This window comes from Mariniphaga anaerophila, assembly GCF_900129025.1.
GTDB lineage: Bacteria > Bacteroidota > Bacteroidia > Bacteroidales > Prolixibacteraceae > Mariniphaga > Mariniphaga anaerophila.
On record NZ_FQUM01000004.1, the window covers coordinates 361,707 to 379,356 of the forward strand.

16 protein-coding genes are annotated in these 17,650 nt (G+C 43.5%); 3 read left to right on the forward strand and 13 right to left on the reverse strand.

The window, feature by feature from the left end; all coding sequences use genetic code 11:
- Positions 1–119: 119 nt before the first annotated feature.
- A complete protein-coding gene (locus tag BUB08_RS10060) occupies positions 120–590 on the forward strand; it encodes a DUF4494 domain-containing protein (RefSeq protein WP_073001326.1) in 471 nt (156 codons plus the stop codon).
- A 146-nt stretch (positions 591–736) separates the two neighbouring features.
- Positions 737–4,213 carry a PPi-type phosphoenolpyruvate carboxykinase family protein gene (locus BUB08_RS10065; protein ID WP_073001327.1) on the forward strand — a complete coding sequence of 1,159 codons (3,477 nt, stop codon included), beginning with the start codon at positions 737–739 and terminating at the stop codon, positions 4,211–4,213.
- A 62-nt stretch (positions 4,214–4,275) separates the two neighbouring features.
- Here BUB08_RS10065 and BUB08_RS10070 read toward each other — a convergent pair whose 3' ends face one another.
- From BUB08_RS10070 to BUB08_RS10130, 13 genes are all read right to left on the reverse strand, one after another.
- Positions 4,276–4,956 carry a hypothetical protein gene (locus tag BUB08_RS10070; protein ID WP_073001328.1) on the reverse strand — a complete coding sequence of 227 codons (681 nt, stop codon included), beginning with the start codon at positions 4,954–4,956 and terminating at the stop codon, positions 4,276–4,278.
- Between the two features lie 205 nt (positions 4,957–5,161).
- Positions 5,162–5,779, reverse strand: coding sequence for a bifunctional phosphoribosyl-AMP cyclohydrolase/phosphoribosyl-ATP diphosphatase HisIE (gene hisIE, locus BUB08_RS10075; RefSeq protein ID WP_073001330.1), 618 nt, complete (start codon positions 5,777–5,779; stop codon positions 5,162–5,164).
- Between the two features lie 37 nt (positions 5,780–5,816).
- Positions 5,817–6,572 (reverse strand): imidazole glycerol phosphate synthase subunit HisF, encoded by a 756-nt coding sequence (gene hisF / locus BUB08_RS10080; protein WP_073001332.1) that lies wholly within the window; start codon positions 6,570–6,572, stop codon positions 5,817–5,819.
- 66 nt (positions 6,573–6,638) lie between these two features.
- Positions 6,639–7,376, reverse strand: coding sequence for a 1-(5-phosphoribosyl)-5-[(5-phosphoribosylamino)methylideneamino]imidazole-4-carboxamide isomerase (gene hisA, locus BUB08_RS10085; RefSeq protein ID WP_073001334.1), 738 nt, complete (start codon positions 7,374–7,376; stop codon positions 6,639–6,641).
- Between the two features lie 30 nt (positions 7,377–7,406).
- On the reverse strand, positions 7,407–8,357 hold the full coding sequence (locus BUB08_RS10090) for an N-acetylornithine carbamoyltransferase (RefSeq protein WP_073001336.1): 951 nt from the start codon (positions 8,355–8,357) through the stop codon (positions 7,407–7,409).
- A gap of 35 nt (positions 8,358–8,392) precedes the next feature.
- Positions 8,393–9,643, reverse strand: coding sequence for a glutamate-5-semialdehyde dehydrogenase (locus BUB08_RS10095; protein ID WP_073001338.1), 1,251 nt, complete (start codon positions 9,641–9,643; stop codon positions 8,393–8,395).
- Positions 9,633–10,742, reverse strand: a complete 1,110-nt coding sequence (gene proB / locus BUB08_RS10100; protein WP_073001340.1) for a glutamate 5-kinase — start codon at positions 10,740–10,742, stop codon at positions 9,633–9,635. The genes BUB08_RS10095 and proB overlap by 11 nt, the downstream gene beginning before the upstream one ends.
- Positions 10,743–10,748: 6 nt before the next feature.
- Positions 10,749–11,555 carry a pyrroline-5-carboxylate reductase gene (proC, locus tag BUB08_RS10105; RefSeq protein WP_073001342.1) on the reverse strand — a complete coding sequence of 269 codons (807 nt, stop codon included), beginning with the start codon at positions 11,553–11,555 and terminating at the stop codon, positions 10,749–10,751.
- Between the two features lie 10 nt (positions 11,556–11,565).
- Entirely contained in the window at positions 11,566–12,717 is a 1,152-nt protein-coding gene (locus BUB08_RS10110; protein WP_073001344.1) for an aspartate aminotransferase family protein, read from the reverse strand.
- Positions 12,718–12,895: 178 nt separating this feature from the next.
- Positions 12,896–13,864 (reverse strand): N-acetyl-gamma-glutamyl-phosphate reductase, encoded by a 969-nt coding sequence (argC, locus tag BUB08_RS20250; RefSeq protein WP_073001346.1) that lies wholly within the window; start codon positions 13,862–13,864, stop codon positions 12,896–12,898.
- 3 nt (positions 13,865–13,867) lie between these two features.
- Positions 13,868–15,061 (reverse strand): argininosuccinate synthase, encoded by a 1,194-nt coding sequence (locus BUB08_RS20255; protein WP_073001348.1) that lies wholly within the window; start codon positions 15,059–15,061, stop codon positions 13,868–13,870.
- Positions 15,062–15,152: 91 nt separating this feature from the next.
- Complete coding sequence (locus BUB08_RS10125; RefSeq protein ID WP_073001350.1) at positions 15,153–15,845, reverse strand: GNAT family N-acetyltransferase; 693 nt, start codon at positions 15,843–15,845, stop codon at positions 15,153–15,155.
- A gap of 2 nt (positions 15,846–15,847) precedes the next feature.
- On the reverse strand, positions 15,848–16,327 hold the full coding sequence (locus BUB08_RS10130) for an arginine repressor (protein WP_073001352.1): 480 nt from the start codon (positions 16,325–16,327) through the stop codon (positions 15,848–15,850).
- A gap of 218 nt (positions 16,328–16,545) precedes the next feature.
- Here BUB08_RS10130 and carA point away from each other — a divergent pair, with 218 nt between their 5' ends.
- Positions 16,546–17,640 carry a glutamine-hydrolyzing carbamoyl-phosphate synthase small subunit gene (gene carA, locus BUB08_RS10135; RefSeq protein ID WP_073001354.1) on the forward strand — a complete coding sequence of 365 codons (1,095 nt, stop codon included), beginning with the start codon at positions 16,546–16,548 and terminating at the stop codon, positions 17,638–17,640.
- The last annotated feature ends 10 nt before the right edge of the window (positions 17,641–17,650 follow it).

Here is a 17,650-nt window from a genome sequence, read left to right on the forward strand (position 1 = left end):
AGATAAAGGGAAGCAGAGAAAAGTGTTTGCTCAATTACCAGACGAACCGATTCCATTTTTATGTGATCGGTTCTTTTTATTTCTCTATTTTTGTGCCCTCACAAAATATATAATTGAATATGCAAACTTGGTTCGAATGTAAAGTTAAATACACAAAAGTTCTGGACAGCGGGAAAGAACAGACCACAACAGAAAACTTTTTACTTGATGCCGTTTCATTTACCGATGCTGAAACACGAATGATCGGGCAAATGCGACAAATAGTAAAAGGCGAGTTCAATGTAACAGACATTAAAAAGTCGAGAATTGCCGAAGTATTTCCGTTCGAGAGTGGCGAATGGTGGTTCAAAGCTACCATCAACCTGGTAACTATCGACGAAGAAGCCGGAAAAGAGAAAAAACTCCGCACTTACTATCTGATAATGGCCGATGATATTAAAGAAGCCCTGCAAAGGCTGGAAGAAAGTTTGTCGTACCTGGTAATTCCGTATGTAATTTCGTCGTTGGCAACAAGCAATATTGTTGACGTATTCCCATACGAACCGGCAGAAGCCGAAATCCCAGAAGGTTTTACACCCGTAGAATCTTAACCTTCATTTAAAATGTTTTCGCATTAAACAGGGTTGTGTAAAATCATCATTACTGAAAAATCAAAAAAATATTAAAGGTATTAAGGTATTGATAATAGTTCCTAATAATTCGTAAATTCGTTGATGTACTAATAAATACATCAGCTATGAAAAACTCGGAAAAGAATACACAAAAATCCCGGAAGAAGGACCGTAAGGAGATGATCCAATACATCAATCTCCAGCTGGCAGCTCTGGGACAACCCCTGTTTACTGACGAAAAAGAAGAAGGCATAAAGCTCGCAAACGCCAGGTTCATTATGCTGACAGAAGGGCTTATCACCAGTTTCAGAGAAAAAGCGAGGCTGCTTTCTGGCCACCTTTCTCCGGCTGACACCCGCATTCAAAACTTTATCGACGACTACTTAAAAGACACAAATTTCAACCAACCATACAGGCTTCCGGGCTCAACATTTGTTTTAAACCAGCCTGGAATGGCCAGGGAGGTGAGCCTCCCACCTGACGGCAATTCATTTCAAAACGAGCTGGTGAGTTCTTACCGGCTAAAACAGGGAATTTTAAATAATCCTGCCTCCGACAAAAGAACGACCAAAGGAACGTTTCACATTGTAGAAGGCGGGCTTCCGGTTGCCCTCGACAAAAAAGAGGTTCCAAAAATTGCTTTTGCACACATGCTTCACCACGCGCTTCATCCGTCAGACGAGATGAACATACTGCCTTTCACGGCCAGCCAGAAAGACAACGCAAAAACCATGGTTTCGCTTCTGCTTCGTCCGGTGGTTTGCCCCGAAGTAAAAGGGATAATCAGTGAAAAAAGCATGGAAATTCGTTTTTTTGCACCGGGGAGCCTGGTTAGTAATCTCGATTTTGTTGAAACCATTTTTGGAAATGCCGGCGACCACAACCTGGCTGAAAACGATGCCGCCCTCGACGTGGAACACTGGACCGGTCACACCGGATGTATTATACTGGCGCCTCAGCTCACCAAACTAAAAAAGAAAGATATTGGCCTTCCGCACTATAACGAAGCAAGCGAAAGGCAGCGAAATGACGGAATGTGCTGGAAAGATGAAAACGAGCTGTACAACGACGGCGGTGCATTCAAAATTACATGCCGCGACGAGCGAGGCGTTGTTGTTACGCTTATTGCCGACAACTATTACGGATACTCCAAAAAAGAGATAAAAACCCAGATAAGTTATTCGGCAAACCTTTACGGGCTGGTTGAAGAAGAACACGCAGGCGGGGCAATTGCTTTTCCGTGCGGAAACATGGGCGACAATATTTTCGGGGAGCCCTTTTCCGGAAAATTTCAAAACAAATACTCTTTTGAGGAGGTAAAAAAACTTTTGGCAGGCAGAATAAAAGTTATGCCAGAGAATTACGCCATCGACAAAAAATACCCGGACATTATATACATTCATGAACATGCCGACATTGACACAGGAACCGGTTTTATTAGCTGGCAACACAACGGGCAGACGCAAAAAATAAGGCTCTCGCCACAGAAAACGTACGTGCATCCCACAGGACATAAATTCCGACTGGTAAAACATCCCGAGCAACAGTTGTGGCGAATTATCGACACTGCTCCCGAAGGAATCTTCTGCCACAAACCCTGCACGGTTTCAGGGGGCGGAAAGTCGGAAATCTCCAAATCGATGCAGAATGCCATTCAATACGGCGCATTCTATATTCAGGATCTGGAGAAAGATTCTGAGATGGTTGACATGCTCATCAATTACGACTACTCGCACCGGTGGAAAAATATCTATCCCGACGCACGTCCTTCCCGCCCGTTTTTAAGCCCGCACAGAACGCTGGGATCGGCAGTAAAACTGCTCACACAATCCGATCAATATAACGATGAATACAACCAGTTTTTGGAAAACATACCAACTCACGTAAAAACCCTGGCTCTGTACATCAAACGGATGTATCGCACACAGCTTGACAAAGGGCCGTGGAGAGAGTACCTGAATGTGGAAATTGTAAACGGACGCAACGGGAATGCCTTGCGCTACAAGCACAACAAAATAATGGCGAGCTACGTGCGGATTGGCTTCAGCCCCGAAGGCAAGTGGTACATTCACAAACTCCGGTCTGACTTTATTCCCAGCCAGAAAATACAAATGGAAGACGACATTACGGCATCCATTACGTTTCCGGCCAATCGATTAAACGATTTAAATCCGCAGTATAAAAACAAAAGTGTAAAACTGGTTGCCAACTGTGAAAGCTACCTTTTCCAGCGCCCCGACGAAGCAATTATCAGAGGATACGACAAGGACGCCGAAGCGGATATTGTACACAACGATACATTCCTTACCAATTACGAACCACTCACCCGCCAGGATGCCATTGAGTTATGCGACGATGCCATTCATTTCGACCAATACACCGAGCCGGTTAAAGAACTGGTAAAAAAGGTAGTTGACGGGCACAGGGATTGTTATTTTGTATCGCCGGCGCACACCCGACTTGTAAACGGAATACCGACCAACAACCCGCGTTATTTGCAGCGTAATCTTTTCAAAAATGAAAACGAGGCAACGCATCTGGCAGAAACAGGAATCAGGCTATTCAGAAAAATCAACTCGGAAAACCCGGTACATTTCCCGGTAAACGCAGTTCTTCCGGGACGCAGAAACAACCCCGCAGAAAAAGAGAAAGGAATTCGTTCGCTGAGCGTGTACAACCCGATTCACTACCAGGAAATCCCGGAACTCTTCATGGATTTCATTTGCAGCCTTACCGGAAAATCTCCTTCTACAACAGGAGCAGGCTCAGAAGGAGCGCTCACCAAAGGGCCGTTTAACATGCTTGTTCCCACCACCGATTTAAACAATGCACTGCTTTCTTATATTTTATCGGAATACCAGGGATTTACTTCAGCTGCCGGTTACATCGGCAAAAACAAACGGTTCGACCACGACATCAGTATTCTGATTCCTGAAATATGGGCACGCCTGGAACCGGAAGACAGAGACGCGAAAAACCTTATAAAAAACAATTGCCTCGACAAACTGGAAGATTTTGAATACGAAGGCGAAAAAATTCTTGCCAGCAGGCTTGGGTACCGCATCAACAAAAATTTTGCATTTCGTTGCATGAACAAACTTTTTGACGAACCGCTTGAAGTATTCAACGAAAAGATGTTACACCCAGAGCTCCAGAGTATGGAAGATTATGCAGACGGGATAAAAAACATTGTGGAAGCACAGCAAAAAGTCGCATTACAATACTTCAAAGAAGGAAGCATCGAAGCGGCAATTCCTCCGCTGAAAATACTGCTGCATATTATGGCATACGGCCATTACCAGGGAAAAGAACTCAGCGACACGGAGTTGCGCAAAGAATTCGAAAGAGAACACGTTCTTCAGAGCGAATGGTACCTTGAAAGATTAAAGCTGAAACAAGAAAAAGAATCAGCGTTTCTTGCCCGCCAGATTCAATATTTGAAAAACTTTATGGCAGACCCAAACAACCAGTTGCTGGTAACAAAAATGGATATCGACGCCAGGCTAATAAAGGCAGAAAGCCAGTTGCTGTTTGCAAAGTCGGAACAATATATTGACAGTTTAAAAGGAACAATCGGAGCCGACCCTCTCTTCAAAAAATAACAAGAAAAAGCGACCTGCCGAGAACCCGGCAGGCCGCTTTCTAAAGTTAATTATCAGGCAGTTTAAAGATTTACCATTACTTTATAGAAATTGAATTCATCGCGCTTAATTGGATTAAACTGATAGTACGCGATTGCAATGCGGCAAATATCCCGTATGGTTTCATAAATTTCAGCAACTTCTTTTTGCCCGTGGGTATTTAACTCATTTTCATTTTCAAGAGTTTCGAAACAGCATTTGTATTCTTCAATTTGCTGAGCGGTTTCAATTATCTTATCAACCAACGACTCAGGAACACTTTTGTCTGTGATTTTCAGCCGGGTTTCCTCATCCAGATTTTTCACAAAAGTGGTAAGAAACATGTACAAACTGAGGTGATCTCCGTTTTTTGCATCGCTGAAATAATCGCTGTAGCCCAATCGTTTAAAGACATCTTTCAGGAAATTCTTATCCTTTTTAAAATCGACCTTCAGCGAGGCACGAAGCACTTTAAAACTTTGCAAGCCGGCAACCATAACTTCGTGCCAGGCACGGTATCGTTTGTCTTCGATACTGTCGAGGTTGTCAGCAAAATGTTTATCAATAACACTGTCAATCCAATCATTTAACGAAGCAGCATATTCACTATCCCACTCTTTTCTGATTCGGGAAAGCTCGTAAACGTTTTCTTTAAATGATTTTGCTATTTGTTGACAGGCCAGGATGGTGGCAATACTGGTACGACATGTAGTTGCGGTTTCCATGACAACGATTTTTTGAGTTAGCAGTATATACAAATCTACCAACTATCTCGCAAAAACGCCTGATAAACAGCCAAAAATATGAGATGTTTTACAGTTATGTTATGAAACTATGTTACAAAACAATGTTCTGAAAAGCATTTCTTTTGGCTGAATAAAGAAATTTTTCCGTAATATATTTATCGTTAGAAAGTTACGCAGCAAGCAATTACGAGTGCCTTCTTTTTAACTCCCGTGCAATATCGTCGAGACGATATCCTTTGTGTGACAACAGAACAATCAGGTGATAAATGAGGTCGCTGGATTCGTAAATAAAATTCTCATCGTCGTTTGCCATGGCTCCGATAATGGTTTCCACAGCTTCTTCTCCAACTTTCTGAGAAATTCTCCGAACACCTTCTTTAAACAACGATGTGGTGTAAGAACCTTCCGGCATCTCCTTTTTGCGCTTGTCGATAAAATCCTGCAGGTAGCTGAGGAATTCGATTCCCGACTCTTTGTTGGTTTCAAAAAAGCAGGTATCGGCGCCAGTGTGGCAAACCGGCCCAACCGGATTTGCTTTTATCAGCAGCGTATCGTTATCGCAATCCACAAGAATAGACACAACATTCAGGAAATTACCTGATTCTTCGCCTTTGGTCCACAACCGGTTTTTTGTCCGGCTAAAAAAAGTAACCTTCCCTAATTCTTCTGTTTTTTCAAGAGCCTCCCTATTCATGAAGCCAACCATTAAAACTTTTTGTGTCGAATTATCCTGGATAACTGCCGGAACCAGTCCGTTCAGTTTATTAAAGTCGATTTTTTCAATTTCTGAATACAGATTCATAACAATAAAATTTATCGCGAATTTAACGATTTACGGGTTAGCGCACCACAATTCCTTTTTCTCTTAAATAAAACTTAAGCTCGGGTATCGGTATTTCGTTGTAATGGAAAATGCTTGCTGCTAATCCGGCATCGGCTTTTCCTTTTGTAAACACGTCATAAAAATGCTCTTTGGCCCCGGCGCCACCTGAAGCAATAATCGGAATTTTTAATGAGTCGGCCAGTCGGGCAAGTTGTTCGTTGGCAAAACCGCTTTTTGTCCCATCGTGATTCATTGAAGTAAACAGAATTTCGCCGGCACCGCGGTCTTCGGCTTCTTTTGCCCACGAAAAAAGTTCTTTTTCGGTAGGAATACGCCCGCCGTTTACCGTAACTGTCCAGTGGTCGTTCTCATCTGCACGAGCATCAATAGCCGTAACAACAAACTGGCTTCCAAAGCTTTTTGCCATATCGTCGATAAGCTGCGGGTTACGAACAGCAGACGAATTGATGGAAATTTTATCGGCTCCGGCGCTGAGCAACTTCTCGGCGTCGCCCAGCTCGCTGATTCCTCCGCCAACAGTAAACGGGATGTTCAAATGCCGGGCAATCCGTTTTACCAAATCCACAAAAGTTTTGCGGCCTTCGTGTGTTGCTGTAATATCCAGAAAAACCAACTCGTCTGCACCATCGGCAGCGTACTTGGCACCCAGCTCCACCGGGTCGCCCACCTCTTTAATATCCACAAAATTTATCCCTTTTACGGTTTTTCCGTTGCGGATATCGAGGCATGGTATTATTCGTTTTGCAAGCATTCTAAATCAAAAATTTCAATTTAAACATCAAGTTTCCGACTCCTCATCGTACCGGAAAGTTCTTCTTTATTTACCTTCCAGATTATATTTCTCAATCTCTTGCAGGCTTAGTTTTCCTTCGTAAATTGCTTTACCGGTAATTACGCCCGGCACATTTGCTTCGGCAAGTTTAAAAATGTCATCCATTGAAGCAATGCCTCCCGAAGCTACAATTTCCACGTCGGGGAAATTCTCCATAATTTCGGCATACAAATCAAAAGCAGGCCCGGAGAGCATCCCGTCGCGGCTAATATCCGTTGAAATTACTTTGCGAATTCCCTTTTCATGAAACGTCGAAATAAAATCAATTACAGACAATTCAGTGCTTTCCTGCCAGCCGCTCACAGCAATTTTTCCGTCTTTGGCATCAGCGCCCAGAATAATTTTTTCACTTCCGTATTGTTTCAGCCATTGTAAAAACACTTCCGGCTCTTTTACGGCAATGCTCCCGCCGGTAACCATTGCGGCGCCGGAGTTAAACGCAATTTCCAGGTCTTTATCCGATTTTAAGCCACCGCCAAAATCGATAACCAAACTTGTTTTGGAAGCAATTTGCTCAAGTACTTTGTAGTTTACAATGTGCTTGGCTTTTGCACCGTCCAAATCAACCAGGTGCAGCCTGTGTATTCCTGCGCCCTCAAACATGCGCGCTACTTCCAGCGGATTTTCGTTGTAAACCGTTTTCCGGGCGTAATCACCCTGCGAAAGCCTTACACATTTGCCTTCGATAATATCAATGGCCGGAATTATTTCAATCTTGTTCATTTTTTGTTGCGAGACTTTTATGACAGCACTTTACTGCGCCTGTTCCAAAATCATTTTCAGCACAGCCTGCGCTGTAATTTCGCGGTTTGCTGCCTGTTCAACAACCACCGACCATGGGCCGTCGAGCACACCGTCGGTAACCACCACGTTACGACGCACCGGCAAGCAGTGCATAAATTTGGCATTGTTGGTCAGTTTCATCTTTTCTTCGTTCACCGTCCAGCCAAAGTCTTTGGAAAGAATTTTTCCGTAGCTGCTATACGATGCCCAGTTTTTCGCATAAATAAAATCAGCACCTTCAAAAGCTTTATTCTGGTCGTACTCCACTTTTACGTCGCCCATAAACTGAGGCGCCAGTTCGTATCCTTCGGGATGAGTAACCACCAGCTCGTAATCCGTTTCGCGCATCCATTCCACAAACGAGTTAGGAACAGCCTGCGGTAATGCGCGAGGATGCGGAGCCCAAGTCATTACAACTTTGGGGCGTTCTTTTGTTTTAAATTCTTCAATAGTTACCAGGTCGGCGTAACTTTGCAACGGATGGCGGGTAGCTCCTTCCATGCTCACAATAGGCACGCCGGCGTATTCCACAAACTGATTCAGGATATTCTCAGCATAATCGTCTTCCTTATTCTGATATTTGGCAAACGCACGAACGCCAATCACATCGCAATATTTTCCGATAACCGGAATCGCTTCTTTCAGGTGTTCCGGCTTATCGCCGTCCATAATTACACCCAATTCCGATTCAAGCTGCCAGCCGTCTTCGTTCACATTCATCACCATGGTATTCATGCCTAAATTCATGGCGGCTTTCTGAGTACTCAGCCGGGTTCGTAAACTCGAATTAAAAAATATGAGCACCATGGTTTTATTTTTACCGAGGTGTTGGTACGCGAACCTGTTTTTTTTGATTTCAAAAGCTGTTTCAACCGCTTTTTTTAAATCAGGAATATCTTTTACTGATGTGAAATTTTTCATGAACGTAACTATTCTAAAGTGTTTAATGAATCTGATTATTTAGGGCGAACCTGTCCGTCGCCTTCAATAATCCATTTGTAACTGGTAAGTTCTTCCAAAGCCATGGGGCCGCGTGCATGCAGTTTTTGGGTACTGATGCCAATTTCTGCGCCAAGTCCAAACTGTGCCCCGTCGGTAAATGCGGTGGAAGCATTCGAGTAAACAGACGATGCATCAACGAGTTTGCGAAACATTTCAATGCGTTCCGGATTCTCTGAGATGATCGCTTCGCTGTGTTTCGAACTGTTTTTATTAATATGATCGATTGCCTCTTCAAAAGTATCTACTGTTTTTACCGACATTTTCAACGAGAGAAATTCTGTTCCAAACGACTCTTTTGTAGCTTTAAGCAAAAGCTCTTCGGAGTAATTTCCCTGCAACTTTTCGTAAGCTTTTTCATCGGCATAAATAATCACTTTCTCGTCGGAAAGCCGGCCGGCAAATGCGGGCAAATCGCCCAGGCGGCTCCGGTGAATCACCAGGCAATCCAGCGCGTTGCAAACAGATGGCCTGCGGGTTTTGGCGTTAAAAATAATTTCGCGCCCTTTTTCTGCATCGCCAAACTCATCGAAATAAGTATGGCAAATGCCTGCTCCGGTTTCAATTACCGGAATTGTAGCATTTTCGCGCACAAAATTTATAAGCCCCTGGCTACCGCGCGGAATAATCAAATCGATGTAGCCGCGTGCCCTGAGCATTTCGTTGGTTTCTTCGCGACCGGCCGGAAGCAAATCTACCGTGTTTTTATCGAGGCCGTGTTTTCCCAGCACATTTTGAATGATAAAAACAATGGCCGTATTGGAATGAATGGCATCGCTTCCGCCCTTGAGCACGCAGGCATTTCCAGACTTCAAACAAAGAGAAAAAACATCGAAAGTAACATTCGGGCGCGCTTCGTAAATAATACCGATTACCCCAAACGGAACAGTAACCTTTTTGATATCTAATCCGTTGGGCCTTACGGTTTCTTTCAGCACTTTGCCAACCGGACTTTCCAGCCCTGCCACATTCCTGATGTCGGCAGCAATTCCTTCAATGCGTTCTTTGGTAAGTTTCAGACGGTCAAACTTCGGATCGTTCTGATCCATCCGATCCAAATCCTTTTTATTCTCTGCCAAAATTGAATCGACATTCTTTTCTGCTTCATCTGCCAAATCGAGCAAAACCGTGTTTACAGTTTTTTCAGTTACCAAATTCAGCTTGCGGGAAGCAGCTAAAACCTGCTGCAGTTGTTTTTCAATCTTCATGCTTACCGTTTGTTGTTTTTTCCATGTACAAGTAATCGTAATGAACCAGCGCTTTCTGCTTTTCAGACCGCTTTTCTGATTCTACCTTATCGGAGCTGTATTGTGCTTTTCCCAATCCGATGGTTTCTCCGGACTCGTCCACAATTCGTATCAGATCGCCTTTTTTAAACTCATTTTCGATGGTTACAATTCCAACCGGCAAAAGGCTCACTGCTTTTTCCGATTTCAACGCAGAAGCAGCACCGGCGTTAACCACCACTTTTGCTTTGGCAAAACCGTCAGAATAAGCAATCCACTTTTTTACGCCGCTTGCCGATTTTTCGGCAGGTTCGAACCAGGTGTGCGGAACATCTTTGCCGGCCAGAATATTTACCAGAACATTATCCTTAAAACCGTTAGCCAGATGGACGCCAACACCGTCGTTGGCCAATTTTTTTGCAATTCTGAATTTGGTAAGCATTCCGCCGCGCCCAAACTCTGAATGGTGCCCCGAAATTGCATTTTCGGGCTCGTCGTCGTCAATGCCCACTTTCTGAATCAGTTTGGCATTTTCGTTGCCGGGAGGCGCCGTGTAAACGCCATCTACATTACTCAAAATAATAAGAGCTTCAGAATCAACCATCGAAGCAATCAGCCCCGAAAGCTCATCGTTATCGGTAAACATCAGTTCGGTTACCGAAATCGTATCGTTTTCATTAACAATCGGAATAACTTTATTTTCGAGCAATGTGGTAAAGCAATTCTTCATATTGAGATAATGCCTTCTGCTCGAAAAATTTTCCTTGGTAGTAAGCACCTGGGCACACACCATCCCGTCTTCCTGAAAAAAATCGGAATAACGCGAAATCAGTTTTACCTGTCCCAGTGCAGCCCACAACTGCCGTTGCGAAACAGCATCGAGTTTGTGTTCTGGCTCAAGCACAGCCCTGCCTGCAGCCACTGCTCCCGACGATACCAAAACCACCTCTACCCCATTTTTATGAAGAAGAGAAATTTGGTCAACCAGGTGTGCAATGCGCGCCACATTAAGCGTTCCGTCGGCTTTTGCTAAAACATTACTGCCTACTTTTACCGTTATTTTATGGTACTTAAACTGCACAACCTTCTACTTCTTTAAATCATTTTCCATTTTTTTATAAGAAGCCAGAATCCCCTGAATCAAAGACGAACTGAACCCTTTGTGCTCCATCTCGTTCAGACCGGTAATGGTAACACCACGCGGAGTGGTTACTTTATCGATTTCCCGTTCGGGATGATGCCCGGTTTGCAAAATAAGTTCGGTAGCCCCTTTTACTGTTTGGGCAGTAATGAACTGTGCCATTTCGGCGCCAAACCCGATTTCGATGCCGCCCTGCATGGCTGCCCGGATGTACCGCAAAGCGTAAGCAATTCCGCACGACGACAACGCAGTGGCAGCCGCCATCAACTCTTCCGAAATTTCAATGGTTTTACCCAGCTCGTCGAAAAGCGCAATAACGTATTCACGTTGTGCTTCAGCTTTCGCGTTGGAAGAGATGCATGTCAGTGATTCCTGCAAAGCAATTGCAGTGTTGGGCATTACCCTGAAAATAGGAATGTTGTTTCCGGCCATCTGTTCCAATTCGGCAATTGTGGTTCCGGCAACAATCGAAATCAATACTTTATCCGGCCCCAGTGCAGGTTTTATATTTTCTAAAACTTGCTTAATGTGATATGGTTTTACCGAGGTAATTATAACATCTGCATGCTGCGCAGTTACCAGGTTCTGTTCCGAGCCATGAACCCCTCTTTTACCCATTTCTTCCAACACACTTTTTTTACTGTCTGAAATATAGATATCATCGGCAGCAACAAAGCCCGATTTTAGCAATCCTAACAGAATGGCACCACCCATGTTGCCAACTCCTATAATTCCTATTTTCTTTTTTTCCATGATTTTTATCCTATTTTTCCATCAAAGATGCAGAAACTTCTGCAAAAGCTTTTTTAAAAGCGCTCAAAAAAGCATCTGCTTCTCCTTTACTTAAACATAGCGGTGGTAATAAGCGAATCATGTTCTGCCCCGACACACCCGTAAAAATTTTATGTTTGAAAAGTAAATTTTTTCTTAGCTCGGAAACTGGGAACGGAAATTCGAGGCCAATCATCAATCCTTCTCCCCTAATTTGAAAAACATCACTAATCCCGGCCAGTTTTTCCATCAGATAATTTCCTATTTCTTCTGCATTTTGAACAAGGTTTTCGCTTTGAATCACATCCAGCACCGCAATTGCAGCAGCGCAAGCCAGATGATTGCCACCAAAAGTGGTTCCCAACATGCCCGGCCAGGGTTTAATTTCGGGTTGAATAAGCACCCCGCCAATAGGAAAACCATTTCCCATTCCTTTGGCTACCGTAATAATATCGGGTTTTACAGCAGTGTGCTGGTGGGCAAAGAAACGTCCGCTACGCCCGTAGCCCGACTGAACCTCGTCGAGAATAAGCATGCTTCCGTATTTTTCGGTCAGCGCTTTTAGTCCTTCCAAAAATTGCGGATCGGGAATATTTATTCCGCCAACGCCCTGAATTCCCTCAATAATAACCGCTGCAGCCTGTTCCGACTGTAGCGCAGTTTCGGTTGCTTCCAAATCATTAAACGGGAGGAAAATCACATTCTCTGTTTCGTTTGCAGGAGAAACAATCTTCGGGTTGTCGGTTACTGCCACAGCCGCAGAAGTACGGCCATGAAATGCTTTCTTGTAGGCAATCAGTTTTTTCCTTCCCGTAACAAACGAGGCCAGCTTAATTGCATTTTCGTTGGCTTCTGCCCCCGAGTTGCATAAAAAAAGCTGATAATCGTCGTAACCGGAAATTTTTCCAAGCTTTTCAGCCAGTTCATTTTGCAGCGGATTTTGTACAGAATTACTGTAAAAACCCACCTTACTTACCTGCCCAGAAATTGCCGAAACATAATGCGGATGGCTGTGCCCAATTGAAATAACAGCGTGACCTCCGTACAAATCGAGGTATTTGGTTCCTTCGGAATCCCAAACATAACAGCCCTTAGCTTTTACGGGAGCTATATCAAAAAGCGGATATACATCAAAAAGTTTCATTTGCTTAAAATTGTCTGTTTTATGAAAAGAAGAAACCCGGAAAATTCGATCATTTCCTGTTGAATTTCATTCTTATATTCTATTCAAAACAAAAACCGGGAAGCCGAAAACAAAAGAAGGAACGAAACACATAAAAAGAGCATTCCGGCCTTTCGACGATTTATGTTTTCAATCTTTTTTAGAACGCCACCGGTTTCAAATTCAGTCCGGTTGTTTCACCAAGACCGAACATCAGGTTCATATTCTGCACGGCCTGCCCCGAGGCTCCTTTAATCAAATTGTCAGTAATACTTATTATCACCAGCTTATCTTTATGTTTTTCGAGATAAAGAATGGCTTTGTTTGTATTAACAACCTGTTTCAACGACGGATTTTTTTCTGACAAAAACACAAACGGGTGGCCGCTGTAAAAATTACGGTACAACTCGTTCGCTTCTTCTACTGTGCCGTCGAAGCGCGTGTAGGCAGAAACAAAAATTCCGCGGGTGTGATTTCCCCGGATTGGAACAAAGTTGAATCCTTCGGAAAACCCCGGCTGAAGCTGATTCAGGCTCTGCAAAATCTCCCCTTCGTGCTGGTGCTCAAAAATTTTGTACGCAGAGAGGTTATTGTTTCGCCAGCTAAAATGCGAAGTTGCGGTTGGCTTTTGCCCTGCACCGGTAGAACCGGTAATCGCCTGGATGTGTACTTCTCCTTTCAGCAAATTACCTGCTGCCAAAGGCAACAAAGCAAGTTGAATTCCGGTAGCAAAGCACCCCGGATTAGCAATTAACGATGCTTTCTGAATGGCCTCGCGGTTTAACTCCGGCAACCCGTAAACGAAATTATTTCCTTCGCGTTTCAGTCTGAAATCGTGGCTCAAATCCACCACTTTCAAACCATCCGGCAGGTTATTGTTTTCAACAAATTCTATTGATTTCCCGTGCCCCATGCAAAGAAAAATAACATCCGCTTCTTCAAATGGAAGATCGCCGGTAAAACGCAACCCGGTGCTGCCCAGCAAATCGAGATGCACATCGGAAACCAGGTTTCCGGCATTGCTTGAACTTTGAATAAATGCTATTTCGACGTTGGGATGCCAGAGCAAAATCCGCAGCAATTCTCCTGCGGTATATCCTGCTCCTCCAACAATTCCTACTTTAACCATTTTTCAGATTTTGTTATTCACCTTGTGGTAAATTTTCAGCGAATTAGACAAGATTTTTGTAAACCCTTTAATATCGTCTGCAGTCCATGCTTTCACTGTTTCGCCGTAATCACCAAATCCGGAATTCATTAAATCGTGTTCCGACTCTATTCCCTGAAGCTCGAAACGGTACGGTTTCAATTTTAGAAACACTTTACCCGTAACATTTTCCTGCGTTGCTTCGAGGAATGTTTCGATGTTGCGCATTACCGGTTCCTGGTACATGGCTTCGTGTAAAAACATTCCGTACCAGTTGCCCAGTTGTTCTTTCCAGTAGGCCTGCCATTTGGTAAGCGTATGTTTTTCGAGCAGGTGATGTGCTTTAATTATTACCAGCGGAGCCGCCGCTTCAAATCCTACCCGGCCTTTAATACCAATGATAGTGTCGCCCACATGAATGTCGCGACCAATGGCGAACTTGGAGGTAATTTCTTCCAAAGCCTGAATAATTGCCGGACCGTTGGCATATTCTTTCCCGTCGATTGTTTTCAGCTCTCCTTTTTCGAAACCCAAAACAATGTCTTTTTCTGAATGTTCTTCGAGCTGGCTTGGGTATGCTTCGTTGGGCAAACCTTTATCTGAAGTAAGCGTTTCTTTTCCGCCTACGCTTGTTCCCCAAATTCCCTGGTTAATGGAATACTCCATTTTTTTGAAATCTTCGTCGATACCGTGTTTCTTCAGAAAATCGATCTCTTCCTGACGGCTAAGCATCAAATCGCGAATAGGTGTAATAATTTCAATTTCGGGTGCCAGCACCTGAAAAGTAAGGTCGAACCGCACCTGGTCGTTTCCGGCACCGGTGCTTCCGTGGGCAATGTACTGCGCCCCTATTTTTTTTGCATAGTCGATGGTGGCAATCGCCTGGAACGCCCTTTCGGAACTCACCGAAATCGGATAAGTATTGTTTCTTAAAACATTTCCAAAAATCATGTAACGAATACATTTTTCGTAGTATTCTCCTGTTACATCCAGAGTTACGTGTTCTTTTGCCCCCAGCTGGTATGCTTTCTCTTCAATTTTTTTCAACTCGGCTTCAGAAAACCCGCCTGTATTTGCAATGGCAGTATAAACTTCAAATCCTTTTTCTTCCTTTAAATACTTTACACAAAACGAGGTATCCAGCCCCCCGCTAAAAGCCAAGACTAATTTTTTTCCCATAGCGATTTTTTTTAAAAAGAGTAACGGTAACGCCCAAAAACAATTTAAAAACTATTCATTTTTTGGGTTATAACATTGCTATCTGTTTAATTTACTGAAGCGACGCCCCGTCACTCTTTAGATTCTTATTTTTTTTTATGAATTCGTGCTTATGACTACCGAATCCGTTTTTCGGTTTCAGATTTTTTACCACGTCCATCAAACTCCTTTTCCGTATTCCATTCCCTGCTTTCTGCACATCTTCCCACGCAGGGTCAAACAGCATACCTGTACAAAGGCACTTGGTACGATCCATACGTTCGAGTATGTCATAGTTTACACAACTTTTACATCCGTTCCAAAACTGGCTGTCGTCTGTAAGTTCAGAAAAAGTAACCGGCTTGTAACCCAGCTCATGGTTAATTTTCATTACGGCCAAACCGGTTGTTAAACCGAATATTTTGGCTTCGGGATATTTCTCACGCGAAAGCTGAAATGCTTTCTGCTTGATCTCTTTTGCAAGTCCGTGACCGCGGTACTCGGGCACTACAATCAACCCCGAATTGGCCACAAACCCTTTATTTCCCCAGGTTTCGATGTAACAAAAACCTGCAAATGTTTTTCCGTCGAGCGCAATAATTGCCTTGCCTTCTTCAATTTTTGAAGCAAGGTATTCATGAGTTCTTCTTGCAATACCAGTTCCGCGTTGTTTTGAAGCGATATCAATGGCATCGTTTATTACATCAACGTATTTTATGTGCTCTTCTCCGGCAACTAAAACTTTCAAATTTTTCAACTCCTTCATTTCTACAACTTATTTTTGAGCTTTGGAATAATTGAAACCAAGGCATTAATCAAATCACTATTTGTCGTTCCCTCTCTTCTTATTATTAATATTGTATCGTCTCCGGCAACCGTTCCCAGTATTTCCCATTGCCTCGCGCTGTCTACAACTGCAGCAATGGTACTGGCATAACCGGGCAACGTTTTCATTACCGCCAGACTGCCGGAAAACTCCAGCCCTTTAAAACCTTCGGCCAAAAAATTGTCTTTTGAACGAATGGGCCTGATATCATCCGAGCCGTCATCCGGAATAACGTAAATGTACCCTTTCAACGGATGAGGAACTTTAGCCACTTGCAAAAACTTCAAATCGCGGGAAAGAGTAGCCTGAGTTAATTCATAGCCTTTAATTTTTAGTGCTGCCAATAATTCTTCCTGACTGCTCACATTCTCTTTTGCAATTATCCGTCTTATTTCAAGCTGGCGCTGTACCCGGTTCTTCATTGTGAATAATTATACATTTTTGATGCAAAAATATACATTTTTTTATCAACGCAAGTTTTTTTAAAAGAAATATTATTAATTTTGTCCCAGTTTTTACAAAAACTTCATCAAGAAAAGATTCATGGGGAATAAAACAGGTACATTAAAAAAGATAATTCAAAATAATGCGTTTGGACCAATTGCGGGGCAGGCGCATTTTTTTTAACCGATAATTGAACATGTTACAAGTAAAACAAGCAAAACTCACACTCGAAGACGGGACCGTTTTCGAAGGGAAGTCGTTCGGAAGTGAAAAGCCGGTTGCAGGAGAGGTGGTTTTTTACACTGCAATGACAGGCTATCCGGAAAGCCTTACAGACCCATCGTACACAGGACAAATTCTGGTTTCCACCTACCCGATGATTGGCAACTATGGAGTTCCTTTTAGCGAAACAGACGAAGGTATCCACAAGTTTTTTGAGTCAAACAAGCTCCACATCAGCGGCCTTGTCATCTCCGATTATTCATTTAAATTTAGCCACTGGAATGCCGAAAAAAGCCTCGCTGCGTGGTTAAAGGAGTTTGACATTCCCGGGATTTTTGACATCGACACCCGCGCCTTAACAAAAATTTTACGTGAGAAAGGTTCCATGTTGGGAAAAATTGAATTCGGCAATGAAACCATCGATTTTTACGACCCAAACAAAGAGAACCTGGTTGCCCGCGCCAGTTGTTCCCAGCGCGAAGTTTACGGGAACGGAGAACACCGCGTTGTACTGATCGACTGCGGCGTAAAAAATAACATCATCCGTTGCCTGCTAAAACGTGGCACCACGGTAATCAGGGTACCATGGGATTACGATTTCAGCACCGAAGATTACGACGGCGTTTTTATCTCGAACGGCCCCGGAGACCCGGCAATGTGTAACGAAACGGTCCGGAACATCAAAAAAATAATGGATGCCGACAAACCTGTAATGGGAATTTGCCTCGGGAACCAATTGCTTGCCAGGGCAGCCGGGGCCAACACATACAAACTAAAATACGGCCACCGCAGCCACAACCAGCCGGTTTTGCTTCAGGGAACCGACAAATGCTACATAACCTCGCAAAACCATGGTTATGCCGTAGCTACAGAAACTCTTCCTGACGGATGGGAACCAATGTTTACCAACGTAAACGACAATACCAACGAAGGAATCAGGCACAAAACCAAGCCGTTTTTCTCCACACAGTTTCATCCGGAAGCCTCAAGCGGCCCGACTGACACCGAGTTCCTGTTTGACGATTTTATTCAGAACATAAAAAATTACAAAAAATCGGTTAACGCATAACGCATTTCAT

Bases quoted from the DNA above. Each gene is read 5' to 3' on its own strand.
- hisIE (WP_073001330.1), bottom strand. From the start codon at position 5,779: ATGAATCTGTATTCAGAAATTGAAAAAATCGACTTTAATAAACTGAAC.
- hisF (WP_073001332.1), bottom strand. From the start codon at position 6,572: ATGCTTGCAAAACGAATAATACCATGCCTCGATATCCGCAACGGAAAA.
- BUB08_RS10095 (WP_073001338.1), bottom strand. From the start codon at position 9,643: ATGAAGATTGAAAAACAACTGCAGCAGGTTTTAGCTGCTTCCCGCAAG.
- BUB08_RS10130 (WP_073001352.1), bottom strand. From the start codon at position 16,327: ATGAAGAACCGGGTACAGCGCCAGCTTGAAATAAGACGGATAATTGCA.
- BUB08_RS10070 (WP_073001328.1), bottom strand. From the start codon at position 4,956: ATGGAAACCGCAACTACATGTCGTACCAGTATTGCCACCATCCTGGCC.
- BUB08_RS10125 (WP_073001350.1), bottom strand. From the start codon at position 15,845: ATGAAGGAGTTGAAAAATTTGAAAGTTTTAGTTGCCGGAGAAGAGCAC.
- hisA (WP_073001334.1), bottom strand. From the start codon at position 7,376: ATGAACAAGATTGAAATAATTCCGGCCATTGATATTATCGAAGGCAAA.
- BUB08_RS10065 (WP_073001327.1), top strand. From the start codon at position 737: ATGAAAAACTCGGAAAAGAATACACAAAAATCCCGGAAGAAGGACCGT.
- BUB08_RS20255 (WP_073001348.1), bottom strand. From the start codon at position 15,061: ATGGGAAAAAAATTAGTCTTGGCTTTTAGCGGGGGGCTGGATACCTCG.
- BUB08_RS10060 (WP_073001326.1), top strand. From the start codon at position 120: ATGCAAACTTGGTTCGAATGTAAAGTTAAATACACAAAAGTTCTGGAC.
- BUB08_RS10090 (WP_073001336.1), bottom strand. From the start codon at position 8,357: ATGAAAAATTTCACATCAGTAAAAGATATTCCTGATTTAAAAAAAGCG.
- BUB08_RS10110 (WP_073001344.1), bottom strand. From the start codon at position 12,717: ATGAAACTTTTTGATGTATATCCGCTTTTTGATATAGCTCCCGTAAAA.
- argC (WP_073001346.1), bottom strand. From the start codon at position 13,864: ATGGTTAAAGTAGGAATTGTTGGAGGAGCAGGATATACCGCAGGAGAA.
- proC (WP_073001342.1), bottom strand. From the start codon at position 11,555: ATGGAAAAAAAGAAAATAGGAATTATAGGAGTTGGCAACATGGGTGGT.
- carA (WP_073001354.1), top strand. From the start codon at position 16,546: ATGTTACAAGTAAAACAAGCAAAACTCACACTCGAAGACGGGACCGTT.